14 protein-coding genes and 2 tRNA genes are annotated in these 18,773 nt (G+C 41.0%); 10 read left to right on the top strand and 6 right to left on the bottom strand.

Annotated features, from left to right (window positions below):
- Window positions 1-99: 99 nt before the first annotated feature.
- From trpC to DUT71_RS00645, 4 genes are all read right to left on the bottom strand, one after another.
- Window positions 100-882 carry an indole-3-glycerol phosphate synthase TrpC gene (gene trpC / locus DUT71_RS00660; protein ID WP_113660627.1) on the bottom strand — a complete coding sequence of 261 codons (783 nt, stop codon included), beginning with the start codon at window positions 880-882 and terminating at the stop codon, window positions 100-102.
- Between the two features lie 92 nt (window positions 883-974).
- Window positions 975-1,595 (bottom strand): anthranilate synthase component II, encoded by a 621-nt coding sequence (locus tag DUT71_RS00655; RefSeq protein WP_113660626.1) that lies wholly within the window; start codon window positions 1,593-1,595, stop codon window positions 975-977.
- Window positions 1,596-1,665: 70 nt separating this feature from the next.
- A complete protein-coding gene (locus DUT71_RS00650) occupies window positions 1,666-3,075 on the bottom strand; it encodes an anthranilate synthase component I family protein (protein WP_113660625.1) in 1,410 nt (469 codons plus the stop codon).
- A 317-nt stretch (window positions 3,076-3,392) separates the two neighbouring features.
- Complete coding sequence (locus DUT71_RS00645) at window positions 3,393-3,842, bottom strand: cytochrome B (protein ID WP_113660624.1); 450 nt, start codon at window positions 3,840-3,842, stop codon at window positions 3,393-3,395.
- A 297-nt stretch (window positions 3,843-4,139) separates the two neighbouring features.
- Here DUT71_RS00645 and DUT71_RS00640 point away from each other — a divergent pair, with 297 nt between their 5' ends.
- The 5 genes from DUT71_RS00640 (at window position 4,140) to DUT71_RS00620 (ending at window position 13,286) form a co-directional block, all read left to right on the top strand.
- On the top strand, window positions 4,140-7,343 hold the full coding sequence (locus tag DUT71_RS00640; protein ID WP_113660623.1) for a TonB-dependent receptor: 3,204 nt from the start codon (window positions 4,140-4,142) through the stop codon (window positions 7,341-7,343).
- Between the two features lie 130 nt (window positions 7,344-7,473).
- A complete protein-coding gene (locus tag DUT71_RS00635; RefSeq protein WP_113660622.1) occupies window positions 7,474-10,509 on the top strand; it encodes an amidohydrolase family protein in 3,036 nt (1,011 codons plus the stop codon).
- Entirely contained in the window at window positions 10,466-11,809 is a 1,344-nt protein-coding gene (locus tag DUT71_RS00630; protein ID WP_240186815.1) for an amidohydrolase family protein, read from the top strand. Before DUT71_RS00635 ends, DUT71_RS00630 begins: the two co-directional genes overlap by 44 nt.
- Before the next feature lie 77 nt (window positions 11,810-11,886).
- The gene (locus DUT71_RS00625) at window positions 11,887-12,402 is read left to right on the top strand and encodes a hypothetical protein (protein WP_113660620.1); all 516 of its coding nucleotides are present in this window, start codon (window positions 11,887-11,889) and stop codon (window positions 12,400-12,402) included.
- Window positions 12,399-13,286, top strand: a complete 888-nt coding sequence (locus tag DUT71_RS00620; RefSeq protein ID WP_113660619.1) for an HTTM domain-containing protein — start codon at window positions 12,399-12,401, stop codon at window positions 13,284-13,286. The genes DUT71_RS00625 and DUT71_RS00620 overlap by 4 nt, the downstream gene beginning before the upstream one ends.
- A 21-nt stretch (window positions 13,287-13,307) precedes the next feature.
- Here the strand turns inward: DUT71_RS00620 and DUT71_RS20135 are convergent.
- Together DUT71_RS20135 and DUT71_RS20130 are read right to left on the bottom strand one after the other, a co-directional pair.
- A tRNA-Asp gene (locus DUT71_RS20135) sits at window positions 13,308-13,452 on the bottom strand.
- Window positions 13,453-13,546: 94 nt separating this feature from the next.
- Window positions 13,547-13,656 (bottom strand) — tRNA-Asp (locus DUT71_RS20130).
- Between the two features lie 199 nt (window positions 13,657-13,855).
- Here DUT71_RS20130 and DUT71_RS00615 point away from each other — a divergent pair.
- The 5 genes from DUT71_RS00615 (at window position 13,856) to DUT71_RS00595 (ending at window position 18,770) form a co-directional block, all read left to right on the top strand.
- Window positions 13,856-14,332 carry an Lrp/AsnC ligand binding domain-containing protein gene (locus DUT71_RS00615; RefSeq protein ID WP_113647279.1) on the top strand — a complete coding sequence of 159 codons (477 nt, stop codon included), beginning with the start codon at window positions 13,856-13,858 and terminating at the stop codon, window positions 14,330-14,332.
- A gap of 108 nt (window positions 14,333-14,440) precedes the next feature.
- Window positions 14,441-14,836: a response regulator gene (locus tag DUT71_RS00610; RefSeq protein ID WP_113660618.1), complete on the top strand. Its 396-nt coding sequence runs from the start codon at window positions 14,441-14,443 to the stop codon at window positions 14,834-14,836.
- Between the two features lie 8 nt (window positions 14,837-14,844).
- Complete coding sequence (locus DUT71_RS00605) at window positions 14,845-15,921, top strand: sugar transferase (protein ID WP_113660617.1); 1,077 nt, start codon at window positions 14,845-14,847, stop codon at window positions 15,919-15,921.
- An 11-nt stretch (window positions 15,922-15,932) separates the two neighbouring features.
- Entirely contained in the window at window positions 15,933-16,613 is a 681-nt protein-coding gene (locus tag DUT71_RS00600; RefSeq protein WP_113660616.1) for a TolC family protein, read from the top strand.
- 6 nt (window positions 16,614-16,619) lie between these two features.
- Window positions 16,620-18,770: a GumC family protein gene (locus DUT71_RS00595; RefSeq protein ID WP_113660615.1), complete on the top strand. Its 2,151-nt coding sequence runs from the start codon at window positions 16,620-16,622 to the stop codon at window positions 18,768-18,770.
- Window positions 18,771-18,773: the final 3 nt, after the last annotated feature.

Raw genomic sequence — 18,773 nt, 5'->3', positions numbered from 1 at the left:
GCGTTAGTGTTTAGTGTTGGGCTGCTCAACTTATTCTTGTCGTTATTGCGGGCTTGCGAAGCTTTTAAAACTTCGCAAGTCTCTTTTCAGTTAATGGAACTACAACTCCCCAACAAATTTTTGCATTGCCAAACCAGGATGCTCCGTTTTCATAAAGTTTTCGCCAATTAAGAAACCTTGGAAACCTACCTGTTTTAAATCCTTAATGGTTTGTGGATGGCTAATGGCGCTTTCCGAAATCTTTAAAAATTCATCAGGAATTTTATCAACCAAATCAAAAGAAGTTTGGATGTTCACCGTAAAATCGCCAAGATTTCTGTTGTTTACGCCAATGGCGTCAAGGTGCGGACAAATGCTGCGTTCCAATTCTGCAAGGTCATGTACTTCCAATAATACATTCAATCCCAAACTTTGAGCAAGCTTACCTAAATCCACAATTTGCTGCGGACTTAAAATAGCAGCAATCAGTAAAATTACGTCGGCTCCCCAAGCTTTGGCCTCTAAAATTTGATATTCGTCAATCATGAAATCCTTCCTCAAAATTGGAATTTCATTCACGCTGCGTGCTTGGATTAAATCTTCTTTTTTGCCGCCAAAGAAATCAGTATCCGTCAGTACAGAAAGTGCCGAAGCACCCGCTGAATTGTAAGCTTGGGTAATTTCCTTAACGTCAGCATTGCCATTGATCACTCCTTTTGAAGGCGATTGCTTTTTGAATTCGGCAATGATCCCTGTTCTATCTTCAGCGAGTAAAAAATCCTTAAAACGATATGGAGTTCGTCCAAATGCGGGGCTGCTTTCCAACTCTTTTACACTTTTTAGTTGTTTGGCAGCGGCAACTTCTTCTTTTTTTCGTAGAACGATTTTGTCGAGTATGTTCATGTTCTTATTTTGGGGACGCATTGCGGGAAACGAAGCTCATGTAATCGCTTTGAGATTGCTTCGTTGCTCGCAATGACGATCATTTAGCGTTTCTACTTTTCACTTCCTTCTAGCCAGTTTTTCATCATTTGCTTGCCCTGGGGCGTCAATACACTTTCGGGATGAAACTGTACACCGCAAATATCCAGCTCTTTATGTCTTAACGACATGATTTGGCCATCGGTATCAACCGATGTAACGGTTAAACTTTCGGGTAAACTAGCGGGATCAACTACCCAGCTGTGGTAACGGCCCACTTCAAAGGGAACGGCAATGTCTTTGAAAAGTGGTTCGTCGTCAACCGTTTTGCTTACGGGGGTAGCAATGCCATGCATAGGTCGGCCTAAGTTGAGCAAGCTGCCGCCAAAAGCTTCGGCAATAGCCTGTTGGCCCAAACAAACGCCCATAATGCTTTTGGTATTGGCATAGGTTTTAATCACATCCAATAACAGGCCTGCCTCTTCTGGAATCCCTGGCCCAGGTGAAAGCAGGATTTTATCGTACTTGGCCACTTCCGAAAGTTCAAATTTGTCATTCCTCCACACTTCGGTTTCATAACCTAATTCGTTAATTAAATGCACCAAATTATAAGTGAAACTATCGTAGTTATCTATTACTAAAACTACCCCTGCCCCTAAATCCCCTGAAGGGGACTTTGTATTTCTATCGCTCATGTATGTTGTAAAAATCTTTTTTAATTTATTAATTCTTTTTGCGGTCAGCTAGTAATTATCCTTTAGGGGGCTAAGGGGTAATCCCCACGGCCATTTCTATCGCTTTGCGCAAAGCGGCAATTTTATTGTTTACTTCATTAAGCTCGGTTTCTGCAACCGAATCGGCTACAATGCCAGCGCCAGCCCTATAATAAAGCTTGTTGTTCTTGCTCATGAAAGTCCTGATCATGATGGCATGGTTGAAATCATCGTTAAAGCCCATGTAGCCAATGGCTCCCGCATAAAAATTACGGCCCAAGTTTTCATTTTCATCTATCAATTGCATGGCCCTGTATTTTGGCGCTCCACTTAATGTTCCTGCGGGATAAGTGTCTGCCACTACTTTGAAAGCACTGTTTTTTTGCTGAAGCTTTCCGCTTACTTTGGACACCAGGTGGATCAAGTGCGAGTAGTACTGTACTTCTTTAAACGATTTTACTTCCACTTGCTGGCAGTGCCTGCTTAAATCGTTGCGGGCCAAATCAACCAACATCACATGTTCTGCACTTTCTTTGGGGTCGTTTTCCAGAGCTTTGGCAATCTTGGCATCTTCCTCGTCGTTACCGCTGCGCTTGAAAGTTCCCGCAATGGGGAAAATATTGGCAGTTTCATTTTTGATGGTAATTTGAGCTTCTGGCGATGAACCAAATAACTTGAAGTTGCCATAATCAAAATAGAATAAGTATGGAGATGGATTGATAGAGCGCAAACAACGATACACGTTAAACTCGTCCCCTAAAAAACCTTGGGAAAAAGCCCTCGATGGCACAATCTGGAAAACATCGCCGCGATAGATATGCTTTTTAAGTTTTTCAACCATATCCATAAAGCCCTGATCGGTAAGGTTTGAACTTTCAGTCCCGTTGGTGCTAAAGCCATATTCAGGAAAGTTTTTATTTTGGATGATGTATTCCATCTTGCTCAAATCCTCATCTTCGTCGTTATTGAAGGTGTTTTTGAACAAAGTGATCTCATTCTTAAAGTGGTCTATGGCAATAATGTACCGATAGATATGATACTGCATTTCGGGAATTTTATCTTCTTCTGGCGTAGCCGATGAAAATTTGATGTCTTCAAAATACTGCACACAGTTCCAGGTAAAGTAGCCGAATAAACCGCTCGAAATATGTTTTGATTCGGGAGCGTTTGCTTGCTCAAACTTGTTTTTAAATGCCGTGATCTCGTTGGAAAGCACAAAGTCGTTCTTTGTTTCGGTTTTCCCATCGGGATAGCTGATGCTAAGCGTGCCCTCCTTAACCACAAAGCCGGCTACTGGCTCGGCACAAACGAAACTGGTAGCGTTTTCCCGACTATGATAATCGGAACTTTCCAGCAGGATGGTGTTCGTAAAAACATCTCTCAAACGAAGATAGATGCTCACAGGCGTTGTCGTGTCTGCTAATCTTTTCTTGTTGTAAGTATGTATCTGATATGTGTTCATTTTTTTATAAAATAAAAAACCCGACGTGTGGTTCCGTCGGGTTTGAATGTGGTTTAAGTTTAGGTTTAAGTTGATAAACTATATTTTGCACGAGCCATTGACGAAACTTTCTTTCGAGTTAGTACGCCAGTGCCAAGTGTTTATTTTGTTAATCATCGTAAAGCAAATTTATACAAAATGTTAAATAATCAAAATATTTTGAAAAATTTTATTGATCGCTTTCATCATGCTGACCACAAAGTAGCTGCGAAGCAAATTTATTTCAGCATCAGTTTAACTAATAGACCCTGAAATAAATTCAGGTTGACGGGAAAGTGCTAAGAAACCCCAAATAAAGTTCTGGATGGATCGTTTTTAACCATCATGAAAATAGAACCAATAATCAGGATCAGCGCTAAACCAAAGAAAATGGCAATGGCTTTATGTTTGGCTACCCCATCTGCGATCTTTTTAGATCTGGAATTGCCAATGGTAATCAATACTACGGCCAAAAGCATGATGGTAATGTGTTCCATTTTCCAATAACGACCAACAGCTACTGAACTATCAACAGCAAACCATTTGCCGATGAAATACAAAGCCAACCCAAAAAGGAATTGTATATGTGCGCTAATCAAGGTAAAAACATTTAGCTTTCTATTGCCTTCTGTATATCCTTTTTTGCCTAGCCAGCCAGCCAATGCCTGTAAAAGAGCCACCACTAATAGAATTAGAACAATGTAGCGCCAGCCTGAGTGCGCACTTTTTAGGATTCCGTATAAGTTCATGTCTTGTTTAATTATTTTCTCAAAAATAGGAATTTAATTGAGCCATTGTACGTGGTTTGCCCAGAGGGATTAATTTATAATGGTTTTAAGTTGTGAAAATGCCATAAGAATTACAAAAATGAGTTGGAACGGCATATTCATAATGGTTTGTTCCGGTGTTTTTTTGTTTTCGTTTTGTTGTATTTGTTTACATAAACTTAAAATTTGGGCCTTAAATTCATAAATAGTTAATTTTTGAAAGTAACAGAGTTAATCTGCCCCGGGCAATTTTGCTGATAAACAATTAAAGAATTTTACATGCAACGAGCTTTATTTAAACTATCAACGTTGATGATCTTGCTTTTGAGCTTTGTTCACGCAAATGGCCAAACCACGCAAGCATCTATTTCGGGCAAGGTAACCGACGAGGAAAAGAAGCCTATTCCTGGCGCTTCGGTTCAGGTTAAAAATGAATCAACAGGTTTTACCACCAAGGGGGGAACCAATGCCCAGGGAGATTATACTTTTAAGGAACTTCCTTTGGGTGGGCCTTATACCATCAAAGTTAATTTTTTGGGTTACGGCGAGCAAACCCTTTCTGGTTATATGCTCAATCAGGGCGATGCTGTAAGAGCCAATGTAGGCATGCAAACTTCGGCACAAACTTTACAGGCCATACAAATTAACGGTAACGGTTTACGGAACAAAGTAGAACAGTTTGGCGCTTCAACGGAAATTTCTTCCAAAACCATGAACCAATTGCCGATTAATGGTCGTAACTTCTCCAGCTTAACGGACCTTTCTCCGCTAGCTGCAAACGGAGGAATTTCAGGGCAGTTAGGTTCTTCTACCAATTTTACCATCGATGGGATGACGGCGAAGAACCCAACTTCAGCAGGTAGTACTACCAGCCGAAGCGGTGCACCATATTCAATTTCGATCGAATCGGTAAGGGAGTTTAAGGTAGTGACCAACCAATACGATGTAACTTTAGGTCGTGCAGGTGGTGGTACCATTAGTGCGGTAACCAAATCAGGTACCAACCAAATTTCGGGTAGCGCTTTTGGTTACGGTCGTGCAGACTGGTTGGCTAGCGGTAAAGATATTAGAGGAAACAAAAGAACAAACGACTTCTCTACTTACCAATATGGTTTTACCTTGGGAGGTCCAATCATTAAAGATAAATTACACTACTTTGTAGGTTGGGATCATCAAAAAGATGCTCGTCCTTTGATCATTGCCGATGTGCAAACTGATGCGGATGCAGCAAGGTATAATATTACCAATGCAACATTAAGTCAATTTTTAGGCATAGCCAGAACAAAATATGGCGTAGCAAACACCCCGCAATATGGTACTTTCGATAAAAAACGTGGTACCGATGCTGGTTTTGTTCGTTTAGATTGGCAAATCAGCGACAAGCACTTGTTAACCGTAAGGGATAACTATACCAATGATAGAAACCCATTAGGATTGGGCGATAACACGTCGATTAACTTTTTAGAAAGTTATGGTAATGATAAAAACGTAGATAACAGTTTATTAGCTACGCTTCGTTCTAGCATTAGCAGTAAAGTAACCAACGAATTGAAGGTGCAACATTTGTACACTTTCCAAGAAAGCTCACAAGGGGATCAATTGTCAGGTCCGATACCAAGAGCTATCGTAAAGAACTTGATATCACCTTTGGGAGGAAGAAATTTGTCTACTGCAGTTCAAATAGGAGGTCATCGTTTTGCTCAAGAAGGTTTTACCAATAACGTCATCCAATTGGTAGATAATTTCTATTACAATACAGATAAGGTTAAATACACTTTTGGATTAGACTTGATGTACACCAATGCGCTTTCCTTATATGGAAGTGAAGTGAATGGTCGTTTCGAATACACAAATAGTGTTGGTACTGCGATGCAGGATTTTGATAATCTTAGACCAGTATTGTTCTATCGTGAAGTACCTTTGATGGATGATCCTAGTGTGAGAGCAAGTATTTGGAACACGGCAATTTATGGCCAAATGCAAACGAAATTGGCTAAAGGTTTAGAATTTACCGGAGGTTTACGTATCGACTATAGTAAATATCCTAAATCGCCACTTAACCAAGAATTGTTTAATGCCATTGGTGTAAGAACCGATCACGAATTGAAACAGTTTTTGATACAGCCACGTATCCAATTCAATTGGGATGTGAACGAAAAACATACAGATTACGTACGCTTTGGAGCGGGTATCTTTGGATCTGATGTAAACAACTATGTGACCATTAATAATCTTTCTTTTGATGGAAAGCATTTTGCAACGGTTGATGTTACTGGAGCAAATGTGCCAACACCAGATTTTATCGGTTATAGAAACGGTACCGCACAGGTGCCAACTTTATCGCAATTCCAAGTGCCAACAATCAATACTTACGCGGAGGACGCGAAAATGCCAGTAGTTTATAAAGCAAACTTGTCTTATAATAAATTAATTAATGACAATTTACGTATAGGGATTACAGGTTATGCAACCTTCGCAAGAAACAACTACATGTATGTAGATAGAAACATGGTGGCTAATCCAATTTTTAGGCTAGCTAACGAAGGGAACAGAGGAGTTTTTGTTCCTTCAATTCCTGAAAATGGAACACCAGACTGGAAAACAGGCCGTTTAACTACAGCTTTCGGTCGTGTATTGGAATTGAATAGTAAAGGTAAAGTAAACCAATTTGCCGTAGTGGTTGATGGAAACTGGAGATACTTTAAAGATGGGGAAATTTCGGCTAGCTATACTTGGAACGATGCCAAAGACAATACCTCTTTTAATGGTAACGTAGCCAACTCTGCAACTTTGTCATTACCAGTGGTTGATGATCCACGTGATTTGAGTAGAATGAGCTATTCAAATGGACAGTTTAGACATAAAGTAGTAGTTTATGGTACTTTGCCTACATTTTTTGGCTTTAAAGTTGGCGTTCGTTATTCGGGAATTGGCGGTACACGTTATACTTTGCTTTCTGGAGCTAATAATAATGGAGATTTCGTAGCTACAAATGATTTGGCTTTTGTTTTTGATCGAAATAACCCTAATGTGCCAGCAAGTGTTCGTAATGGTTTGCAAGCATTGCTTGATAATCCTAACGCTAGCCAAAGTTTGAAAGACTACATTTTAAAATATGAAGGAAAGATGGCAGAGCGTAATGGTGGTATCAATAGTTTCTTCGGTACGGTAGACGTAAGATTGGCTTATCAATTGAAGATTGGTAAAGCGAAAAAGCAAAGCGTAGAAATTTCTGGTGATATCTTCAACTTTGCAAACTTATTGAATAAGAAATGGGGTGTGACAGAGACGTTTGGAAATCAATCATTATATGCATTGGGAACACCTGCTGTTAGAAATAGTTCGGGTGCGATTGTAACTCCTGCAATTCCAAACTACGATACTGTAAATCGTCAATTTAATTATCGTGTAAATAATACTGGTGTAATTAATCCATCGGGTAACCCTTGGCAAGCACAAATTGGTTTGCGTTACGGTTTTTAATCAAGAATAAATAAATGATTTGTAAAGCCACACTTTTAAAGTGTGGCTTTTTTTGTAAAAAGTAAGATATAGTATCTATAAGTTCTGATTTATCAATAGCTTTAAGCTTTCTAAAACATTAACTAACAACATGAAGAAAATTTTACTAGCGCTTGCGTTGGTGTTTTCTGCTTTATTTGCATTTTCACAGCAAACATTTCCTGTAAACGGCTCTGCTGATGTGCGGTCGGGGCAATATGCCTTAACCAATGCAACTATTGTGGTAAACGCTAACCAAACCATTAGCAATGGGGTGTTGCTAATCAAAAACCAGGTCATCCAATCAGTAGGTACTGGTACCGCAATTCCAAAAGGATACGTGGTTGTTGACCTAAAGGGGAAATACATTTACCCTTCATTAATTGACGCATTTAGCAGCTATGGCATTGCTACAGATCCAAGCGCCGCACAGCGAGGTGGTTTTGGGGGGCAGCGCCAGTCTATCTTTACCACCACAAAAAAGGGACCTTACAACTGGAATGCGGCCATCAGGCCTGAAACAGAAGTAAGAACCATTTTTGCGATCGATAACAAAAAAGCAGACGAATTGCGGAAAGCTGGTTTTGGTAGTGTAAACGTGATCAACCGTGATGGTATTGCCCGCGGAACCTCGGCCGCAGTAACGCTAAACGATGAGTTTGAGCACAAGGTTTTCTTGAAAGACCAAACGGCGGCCAACTACTCTTTCAACAAAGGAACCTCTTCAAACGACTATCCAACTTCATTAATGGGTTCCATCGCCCTATTGCGCCAAACCTATTTGGATGCTGCTTGGTACAAAGGTCAAAAAGAAGAGTACAACATCTCGTTAGAGGAATTTAACAAACAACAAAACCTACCTCAGATTTTTGAGGCCGATGGATGGCAAAATATCCTACGTGCCGATAAAATTGGCAAGGAATTTGGCAAGCAGTACATCATCAAGTCCAACGGCGATGAATACCAGCGCATAGATGCGGTTAAAGCAACTGGTGCCAGCCTGATCATCCCAATTGCTTATCCAAAAGCCTACGATGTAGAAGACCCGGCCGAGGCTAGAAATGTGAGCTTGGCACAAATGAAAGCTTGGGAAATGGCCTCGTCAAACCCGGGCGTGTTGGAAAAAGCAGGGATCAACTTTGCGCTAACCGCTTTTGGGCTAGATAACACCCGCGAGTTTTGGGCCAATATCCGCACTGCGATAGAAAACGGCTTGACCGAAAAACAAGCCTTGCTTTCAGTAACCGAAGTACCAGCCAAAATGTTGGGCATTAGCGAGAAAGTTGGCTCTATCGAAAAAGGTAAATTGGCCAATTTCCTGATCACTTCAGATAATCTGTTCAAGAGCAGCAACATCATCCACGAAAACTGGGTGCAAGGCAAACGTTACATCGTGAACAAAATGGATGTAAGCGATTTGAAAGGCGTTTACAACTTAAATGTTGATGGCGTTGGTTCACTAACCTTAAAAATTACCGGGCCTTCAACGGCAGCTATCGAAAGATCAGGTGCCGATAGTGTAAAAACTACTGCAACTTTTGCCCGCAACGGCGATTGGGTGACCTTAAACTTCAACTTAAAGAAAAATCCCAAGGGAGATGTCCGCTTAACGGGATATATTTCTTCGGAATCGCCAATTGCCATGAAAGGCGAAGCTGCTTTGAGCGATGGTACCGAAGGCAAATGGACGGCTACTTTTAGGGAAGCCGGCAAAGAAATGCCAAAAAGAGAAGAGCCTAAACCTGCGTTAGCCGCTAACGGCCCGCTTATTTATCCATTCCAATCTTTTGGTAACGAGGTTTTGCCTAAGGCAGAAAGCGTATTGTTAAAGAATGCTACCGTTTGGACTAACGAAAAAGATGGTATCCTTCCAAATACTGATGTGCTTTTAGAGAATGGTAAAATCAAAGCGGTAGGTAAAAACTTGGCTGCGGGTTCGGCAAAAGTAATTGATGCTACTGGAAAACACGTGACCCCAGGTATTATCGACGAGCACTCGCATATTGCAGGTACAGGCGGTATCAACGAAGGTGCACAATCGGTTTCTTCTGAGGTGCGTATCGGCGATATCATCAATTCGGAAGACGTAAATATCTATCGCCAGTTGGCTGGTGGAGTAACTACTTCGCAAATTCTGCATGGTTCGGCAAACCCAATTGGCGGTCAGTCGCAATTGATCAAATTGCGTTGGGGCAAGTTGCCAGAAGAGTTGAAATTTGCTGGTGCTGATGGTTTCATCAAATTTGCATTGGGCGAAAACGTGAAGCAAAGTAACTTCGGTAGCGGACAACGTTTCCCGGTAACCCGTATGGGAGTTGAGCAAACTTTTGTGGATGCCTTTACGCGTGCTAAAGACTATGAAGCGGCCTTAAAAGTAAAAGGAAATAATGTACGTAGAGATTTAGAATTAGATGCCTTGGTAGAAATTTTGAATAACAAGCGTTTCATTACCTGCCACTCTTATGTACAGTCGGAAATCAACATGTTGATCCATGTAGCAGATAGCTTAGGGTTTAAAATCAACACTTTCACGCACATCTTAGAAGGATATAAAGTGGCTGATAAAATGAAAGCTCATGGTATCGCAGCTTCTACTTTCTCTGATTGGTGGGCCTACAAGTTTGAGGTGGCCGAAGCCATCCCTTACAACGGAAAAATCATGCACAACGTAGGTATTACTACCGCCTTCAACTCTGATGACGCCGAAATGGCTCGTCGTTTAAACCAAGAAGCGGGTAAAGCCGTACTGTACGGCGGCGTGCCAGAAGAAGAGGCTTTTAAATTTGTAACCTTAAACCCCGCTAAAATGCTCCATATTGATGATAAAGTTGGAAGTTTAAAAGCAGGTAAAGATGCCGATATAGTGGTTTGGTCAGACAATCCGCTATCGATTTATGCCAAAGCCGAAAAAACTTTCGTAGATGGGGTTTTATATTGGGATATCGATAAAGATGCCCAAAAATTGAAGCAGCAACAGGTAGAAAGAGCAAGATTGATCCAAAAAATGTTAGACAGTAAAAATAAAGGCGGAAGAACTCAACGTCCGATGGGCATGACTTCTACCTTGTACAATTGCGAAACTGCCAGCGATTATTCAAATGGTTTTGAAGCCATACAAACTGAAGAAGGAGGACATCACCATGAATAAGAAAATGTTAACCCTGTTTTTAGCCCTTGCGGCAAGTATATCAGCATTTGCGCAAGCCAATATCTCTCCAGCCAAAGCACAAGCCAAAAAAGTGATTTTATTGGGCGGCGTGGTACATACCGGAAATGGACAGGTGATCAATAACGGCTACGTAGTATTCGAAAAAGGCAAGATCACAGGCGTAGGCGACGCAACTACCGTAAAATTTGCAACCAACGACGGCGAGCTGATCAACGTAAATGGCAAGCACATTTATCCTGGCTTTATTGCACCCGTAAATACTTTAGGTTTGGTAGAGTACGAATCGGTAAAAGCGACCTTGGATTTCCAGGAAATAGGTAGCCTTAATCCGCATATCAGGTCAATTGTAGCCTACAATACCGACTCTAAAGTGCCTGCAACCCTGCGTAGCAACGGGGTTTTAATGGCGCAGATTAGGCCTAGCGGCGGGGCTATTTCTGGTAGCTCATCTATTGTTCAGTTAGATGCCTGGAACTGGGAAGATGCAGCCCTTAAAACCGATGATGGCATGCACGTAAGCTGGCCCGCTACTCCCCGGTTCAGAGGTGGTTTTGGTGGAAGAATGGCTTTCTCTCCGGAATCATTGGCCGAGCGTACGCAAAATGCTATTTTGGAATTGAACAGTTTCTTTACCGAAGCCAAAGCATATAACGAAGGCGCAAAACCTGCGGAAACCAATACGCGTTTTGCGGCCATGGCCAAATTGTTCAAGGGCGAACAAAAGCTTTATATTACCGCCAATACGCAAAAGGATATTGTGGCCGCGGTTAACTTTGCTAAAAAGTTCAACATTACGCCGGTAATTATTGGCGGTAGCGATGCTTATTTGATCACTGATTTCTTAAAGCAAAACAACGTGCCGGTAATTGTGAAACAGCCACACGCTTTGCCAAACAATATTGACGACGATGTGAACATGCCGTATAAAAACGCCGCGATATTGTACAATGCGGGCGTAACGGTAGCCGTAAGCATCGATGACTTTTGGCAACAACGCAACTTGCCATTTATGGCAGGAACCGTAGCTACTTGGGGCCTTGACAAAGAAAAGGCATTGCAAACCATTACGCTGAACACCGCAAAAATTTTAGGGGTAGATAAAACCGTAGGGAGTTTGGAAATTGGCAAAGATGCCACCCTGTTTGTGTCTACCGGTGATGCTTTGGATATGAAGAGCAACAAAATTGAAAAAGCTTTTATTCAAGGCAGAGATATCAATTTGGACAATCTGCATAAACAACTGGACAAAAAATTCAGTGATAAATATGGAATTAAATAAGCAGTTCGGTTAATCTTTTAAAATCCTCCTGATTTGTGCACTCACAACAGGAGGATTTTTTGTTAGTTTTGAAACTAATGAAGCGCTTTGTTGTCATCTTTATTTGTGGTGTTTTTGCAGTTTATACGTTGGTATTTCTTTCGGCGTTTGTTTTTGTGCAAAAACTGATTCCACCTATGCTGCGCCCAAAATTCCAACAGGCCCGAAATTTTACAGGCTTGGGAAGTTTGTTTGTGAACGAGGCCTCAATGAAAGCTTATGCCACAACTTACAGGTTTTACCAGGATGGAAAATGGACGGCTTGGCAAGTTTTGGAAGAGCCCTTGTTTGAAGAATATGTTTCCAAAGGGCGCCTGGCCTCCTTAAAACATAATCGCTTGGATAAACGACTTAGCCAGAAAGCCGTATATATTGGCCGTAAAAATGGAAACGCCAAAATGATGGCCAGCAGGGAGTTCAAAGCATTTACCTTGCATCTTTTTTATGCGCACAACCAAAACCGCAAACCCGATTCGCTGGAACTGATCGTACATCAAAAGTTTAGGCAGCCAAAAGCCTTAAAAACCATCCTTAAATTTAAATATCAGCCATGAACCGCTTCCAACGCTTTTTAACGGATACCGAGGTGGTTTTAACGAACCAAGTAGGAAGTAATGCCAAGCTGTACTGGTTCAGAAGGGCGGTGTATTTGGTTCTCCTGCTTAAAATGCTGTTGCTTTGGCCTGAGCTCAAAACTTTTTACCACCACGTGGTTGATGCACAGGGCATGATCGTGCGATTTAGCTTTTCAAAGGTGATGTTTTGGCCGCCATTTCGTCCCTTGGTACAGCTTTGGTGGTGCTTGGCTTGTGTAATAGTAGCCATGAGTATGGTGTTTGCCGCAAAGCGATGGTTGTCTATCGCAGTCTTCATCATTAGCCTCAACTATCTCAGTTTGTTTTATTTTGCAACCAACAGCGGAGATAAGCTGCTTAATTTTTTTGTTTTTGCATTGATTTTTGTGAACGAAAATGCCGTAAAGGGGCAGGTAAGCTGGATCCTGAACAATGCCACGGTACTGCTGCTCAAAGTTAATATTTGTGGCTTGTATTTTTTAAACGGCTATGGCAAAATCCTGAAGCCCAGTTGGTGGGACGGTTCATTTATGGCACAAGTTTGGCATTTGGAGTATTACACCAATTTCCAGTTGGTTCCGCAGTGGTTTTCTAACCCGGTGATATGTTTAGCCACCTCTTGGGGGGTAATTATCTTTGAGCTGGGCTTCCCTTTTCTGATTTGGAACAGAGCTTTTAGGAAATGGCTTGTGCCCGTAGGCTTAATATTTCATATCTTTATAGCCGCATTTTTATCGCTCCCAGATTTTGGTTTGACCATGGCGGCTGCTTATCTGTTGTTTGTTGATAAAATTGGCAAAGTATGGTCTTTGAAAAATGATGGAAATAAAAAAAAGCGATTCAATCCAGAACCGCTTCCTTAACTAACTTATTATTTATAAAAATGGCTGTTGGGGAAGGAGTCGAACCTTCAAGGGGTAGTTAGCTACAGTTCAAAAATTAATTTGTGGTCAACCCATAAACTGCGTTTATCCCATAATCCCCACCACCGAGACAAGGAGGTGTGTCTGCCAATTTCACCACCCAACATTTTTTACCAAGTTATAGGTGATACGTTTTAATTATAAGTAACGTTTTGCAAATAAAACGTATAACTTAACAACTTACTACTTATAACATAGTGCTGTAGGGGAAGGAGTCGAACCTTCATAGAGTGGTTGTGCCGTTGCCGGATTTCCCAATTTCTCTACCACCGAGACAAGGAGGTGTGTCTGCCAATTTCACCACCCTACATTTTAGTTTTCAATTCTCAATTCTCAACAAGCACTTAGAAAATGCAAACTGTTTACTGAGAACTGCAAGCTGCCCTCCGGCATTTGCTTGATACAAATATAGGAGCTTTATTAAATACGTTGCAAATTTTTTAATGATTTAATTTTATTTTTATTATATTTTCATTTATATTTACAAATAGTTAACAAAAATGTAATTTATGCTGAAAAAGGAAACTCAAAATTTAGAAATTGATAACCTCGATATTCAAATACTTACGCAGTTGATGCACGATGCGACCAAACCTTATACAGAAATTGCCAAAGAATTGATCGTTTCTGGAGGTACCGTACACGTGCGTATGAAAAAACTGGCGGATATGGGAATTATCAGGGGTTCGCATTTAATTATCGACCCACGTAAAGCTGGATATGATATTACTGCGTTTTTAGGGATTTACTTGGAGAAAGGCTCGCTTTACAAAGACGCTGTGGAGCAATTGAGCAAAATCAAGGAAGTGGTGGAACTGCACTACACTACGGGCGCTTATAGCATGTTTGCAAAAATTACCTGTAGGGATACAGACCACTTGCGCCACGTGCTTAACGAGGAAATTCAGGCGGTTAAAGGAATACAACGAACAGAAACACTGATTTCATTAGAAGAAAGCATTAAAAGGCAAATCGAATTGATTTAAATAAAATCGTTTTCTTAGGGGGGTAAATTATCACAAAAAGAAGTAATAATTGAGTTTTTATTAATAGCTTAGATCGTTCTAAAACAACATTGAAAAATTATCCTGAATATGCCGTCTCCAAATTGGAAAGCACCTCGAGGTAAAAAGCTGATTTTGCTGGTTGATGATGAAATTACCGTACTCAAGCTTTTGGAATTTATTTTGAAGAAAGATTATGAGCTGGTGATACACAACAATGGGCTGGAAGCAATTAGCTGGATGGACGAAGGCCACATGCCTGATCTGATCATCTCCGATTTGGAAATGCCCTACGTGGACGGCCTCGACTTTGTCCGAAGCCTCAAAACAAGCGGGTACTATCGGGATATTCCCATCATACTGCTTTCGGCAGCCTATTCATTAGAAGATTTAGCAGAAAAACTGCCTTATAGTTTCAACTTGTTGATGCCGAAACCGTTTAATCCAAGTAAGTTGAAAGAAAGTATCCAAAACCTGTTAAACTAGACATCGAAATGCAAGAAACGAGCTCATTTGGCATGCCGCAATCTAGGGTTAATATCATTTACTACGCCAACCAGTACGATGCGGATATTGTGAACAATTTTAGTAGTGAAAACAGTACCGTAAAAAAAGCTTCAAGTTTTAGCAACCTGTACGAAATGGTGAGCAGGCTTACGGTATATGAGCTTGACGTAAATATTCTGATAGAGGTGCAACCAGCTTCCGCCAGCGAAGCGTTTGCACTGGTGTCGTCCTTGAGGAAAAATTGGCTGAGCAGAAACCTCACGGTGATTTTCTTACTTACGCAGAAAGACCCCGCAATTACGGCTGAGGCTTTCGAAGCCAGGATTAGCGATTGCTATTCGCCCGATATTTCCTTTGCTGACGTTAAATTGCGCTTGCAGTTTTTATCCGCATATAAAATTCTTAACGAACAGCTTAAGCACCTGCCGGAGCAACCGCTGCAGCAATATAAAACACCCTTCCTAAAACGACTTTTAGATTTAACCATTTCCGTAACCGCGTTAATTCTGTTAAGCCCTTTCTTTGTCCTCATCGCTATTCTCATTAAACTAGATTCGAAAGGTCCGGTTTTTTACACCAGTAAAAGGGTGGGAACGGGATATAAGATATTTGATTTTTATAAATTTAGATCGATGCGGGCCAATGCGGATAAAGAAGTAGAGGCTTTAAAGTCCACAACTGCAAACCAATATGGAGATTCTGCTTTTTTTAAAATGAAGAATGATCCAAGGGTAACCAAATTGGGCAACTTTTTAAGGAACTCCAGTATTGACGAGCTCCCCCAACTATTTAACGTGGTTAAGGGCGATATGTCCATTGTGGGCAATAGGCCCTTGCCTTTGTATGAAGCTGAACAGTTAACCACCAACGAATGGTCGATGCGCTTTTTGGGCCCGGCGGGCATTACTGGGCTTTGGCAAATTATCAAGCGGGGAAAAAGTGATATGTCTGATCGTGAACGTAAAAAATTGGACAATTTTTATAACAAAAAGTTTTCGGTTTGGTTAGATTTGAAAATAATTTTAATGACCGTACCTGTTCTATTTCAAAAAGAAAAGGTGTAAAAATACTACCCATGACAGTAAAGAGGTTGTTTATCCTGTTGTTTTTTGTGGCAATTAACGTGCAAGTTAAGGCGCAAGATGATATCGCGAGCCAAATAAACCCGCCCCAATTGCAAAAATACGTTGATTTAGCTAAAGAATACTATCCCAAAAGGAAGATGTATCGGGCTAGTGAATTGAGCGCAAAGGCAAAAATAGGTGTAGCCAAAGCGGGTTATCTAGAATCGATGAACGTATCTTACTTCTATCGTCCGGACAATGCGGCAATTGTGGATACCACCAACCCGTATTCCATCAATGGATTTCAATTTGGGGTGTACCTCAATTTGGGATTGTTTTTTCGTACTCCCTCACTGGTTAAGCAGGCCAGAGAGGAATATAACGCTGCATCTTATTTAACCAAAGAATACGATATTTTACTCGAAACCGAAGTGAAACAGCGATATTTTGAATACCTGCAATGGCTTAGCGATCTGAAAGTGAAAAACCAAGCCTATTTGGATAACAAAACATCCAGCGATGGACTTCGTTATAAATTTGAAAAAGGAGAGGTTTCCCTGGATGTTTACACCAAGGCCAAGTCCCTTACTTCTATTTCAAGCTCAGAAAAATTGCAGGCCGAATTGAATATGCTAAAGGCAAAAAATTCATTAGAGGCACTGATCGGAAAAAAATTGGAAGAAGTGAAATAGGCGAATATGAATATTAAAGAGTTTTTAAATCTTATTGCTAAATACAAAACGCTGATTATCGCTATTCCGGCAATAACCCTCTTTGTAACGTACCTCTTTGTCAAAAACCTTCCCAAGCAATACAAATCGCAGGCAAAACTATCTACAGGGTTACTGGACCCGTCGCGTCAGGTAGCGCCGGAAGTCCCTTCTTATTCCGGGCCAGATCTTTTAATCAAGATCAACCAGCAGTTTACCAATATCATGGATATCATGGCAATGCCCAAAAACATGAGCATTCTGTCTTATCGTTTGATTTTGCACGACCTGAAAAATCCCCGCCAGCCTTTTAAAGTGCAAAGCGATGATGTAAATGCGCTCAGCGAAGCACAAAGGCAGGAGGCCATTAAGGGCTTTGAAGAGCGCCTGGCAAAAAAGCAGGTGCTTACACCTTTTGATAATTACGAAGTGAAGTTTTACAACTTGGTAAAATCAATGGGATATGATGGGCCAACCATTGCCAGAAAATTATCGATTACCCACGAAGACAATAGTGATTTCATTACCGTAGAATATACTTCGGAAAACACATTTCTTTCGGTGTTTATCGTAAATACGCTTTCCGAAGATTTTATCAATAACTACAGCCAAGATCTTATCAGCAATAAAAACCAATCTATTTTGGTGCTCGATTCATTGCTTCAAAAAAAGGAAGCGGTGATGAATGATAAAAATCAGCAGTTAAAGGAATACAAGATCAGAAATAAAGTGCTGAACCTCGACAAGCAATCACAAATTGTTTACCAGCAAATTATTGATTACGAAAACAAAAAATCTCAGGCCCTAATCGATCTGCAGTCGCTACAAACGGCCTTAAATAACCTCAATACCAAATTAAACAACCCATCTTTGGATCGTTATTTGGGTGCCGAGCTATCTACAGACAACCAAGCGGTAATTGCCCTTAGAAATAAGGTGCAGGCCGCCAATAACGATTATATTGATGGTGGCTTTAAAGCTGCCGACAAGAAAAAAGTTGACTCCCTGCAACAGTTGCTCAACCAACAACTGGTAAAAACCAACGATAATTATGTGGCTGATCCTGTGGTGGCCAAACAAACCTTGGTGCAACGCCGCATTTCGCTGGGCATTGACCTGGACAAAACCAGGGCCAGTATCAAAGATATTGACCGTGAGCTGGCTAAGCTGAACGCCAAATTCTCTACCATGGTACCGTTTGATGCCGGTGTGCAGAAATTTGAGCGTGATGCAGATGTGGCCACCAAGGAATACCTCGACTTGCTGAATCGCTACAACCAAACCAATTTGGACAAGAACATTGGCTTGCGGTTACATTTGGAGCAGGAAGGCGTACCTACCACAGCGGAACCTTCCAGAAAAATTATTTTCATGGCCTTAAGTGCCATTGCAAGTTTTGTGATCTGCTTTTGCGTACTTTTTGTGATCCATATCCTGGATCGGTCCCTCAACAACAAAAAACAATTGGCTTCGGCAACAAAGGGCAGGGTTATCGGCGAACTAAATTATATCAAATCCTCACAACGAGATATTGATGAAATTTGGAAAAACGCAGCGTACGATAAAGACCATCTTACCTATAAGAACTTGTTGCGGGAAATACGCTTTGAAGTTGATAGGGCGCTCTCAAGCGAAGAGAAAATTTTGGGTATTACCAGACTACATCCCGACAAGTTCGCCATATTTTCTGCCGTAAGCTTGGCTTACGCTTTTGCCCGATTAGATAAGCAGATTTTGTTGATTGGTAACGCGGAAATGGCATCGGAAATACAACGGTGGAATATCCCTGCCGACCAATCGCTCAAAACCGTACTCGAAAGCCTTACACTCAAGAAAAACAATCGCATTACTTTTTTAAATAGCGATTTGGGAGGCGTTTCCCTGCTCGAAAACAAGGATAATCCAAGCGTTGCGCAAATATTTAAAGGCCTTAAAAACGAGTTCGACCTCATCCTTGTTTATTTGGATGCCGTAAATAGTGTTTCCGATGTAAAGGAATGGATTTTGTTTACCGAAAAATATCTGGCCACTTTTATGGCTGGAAATTCTATCAGCGAAAGAGATAAAGAATCGATTAAACTGTTAAATAGCGACAAAAAATTTATAGGTTGGTTAATTAATGGTGTGAAACAAAAATAAGCA

The sequence above is a fragment of the Pedobacter nanyangensis genome (assembly GCF_003313505.1).
Lineage (GTDB): Bacteria > Bacteroidota > Bacteroidia > Sphingobacteriales > Sphingobacteriaceae > Pedobacter > Pedobacter nanyangensis.
The sequence above is the reverse complement of the archived record's forward strand: the minus strand, read 5'-3'. Positions and strand labels throughout refer to the sequence as shown.

Coding starts and splice junctions, on each gene's coding strand:
- DUT71_RS00640 (WP_113660623.1), top strand. CDS start 4,140: ATGCAACGAGCTTTATTTAAACTATCAACGTTGATGATCTTGCTTTTG.
- DUT71_RS00655 (WP_113660626.1), bottom strand. CDS start 1,595: ATGAGCGATAGAAATACAAAGTCCCCTTCAGGGGATTTAGGGGCAGGG.
- DUT71_RS00610 (WP_113660618.1), top strand. CDS start 14,441: ATGCCGTCTCCAAATTGGAAAGCACCTCGAGGTAAAAAGCTGATTTTG.
- DUT71_RS00635 (WP_113660622.1), top strand. CDS start 7,474: ATGAAGAAAATTTTACTAGCGCTTGCGTTGGTGTTTTCTGCTTTATTT.
- DUT71_RS00605 (WP_113660617.1), top strand. CDS start 14,845: ATGCAAGAAACGAGCTCATTTGGCATGCCGCAATCTAGGGTTAATATC.
- trpC (WP_113660627.1), bottom strand. CDS start 882: ATGAACATACTCGACAAAATCGTTCTACGAAAAAAAGAAGAAGTTGCC.
- DUT71_RS00620 (WP_113660619.1), top strand. CDS start 12,399: ATGAACCGCTTCCAACGCTTTTTAACGGATACCGAGGTGGTTTTAACG.
- DUT71_RS00600 (WP_113660616.1), top strand. CDS start 15,933: ATGACAGTAAAGAGGTTGTTTATCCTGTTGTTTTTTGTGGCAATTAAC.
- DUT71_RS00595 (WP_113660615.1), top strand. CDS start 16,620: ATGAATATTAAAGAGTTTTTAAATCTTATTGCTAAATACAAAACGCTG.
- DUT71_RS00615 (WP_113647279.1), top strand. CDS start 13,856: ATGCTGAAAAAGGAAACTCAAAATTTAGAAATTGATAACCTCGATATT.
- DUT71_RS00625 (WP_113660620.1), top strand. CDS start 11,887: ATGAAGCGCTTTGTTGTCATCTTTATTTGTGGTGTTTTTGCAGTTTAT.
- DUT71_RS00650 (WP_113660625.1), bottom strand. CDS start 3,075: ATGAACACATATCAGATACATACTTACAACAAGAAAAGATTAGCAGAC.
- DUT71_RS00645 (WP_113660624.1), bottom strand. CDS start 3,842: ATGAACTTATACGGAATCCTAAAAAGTGCGCACTCAGGCTGGCGCTAC.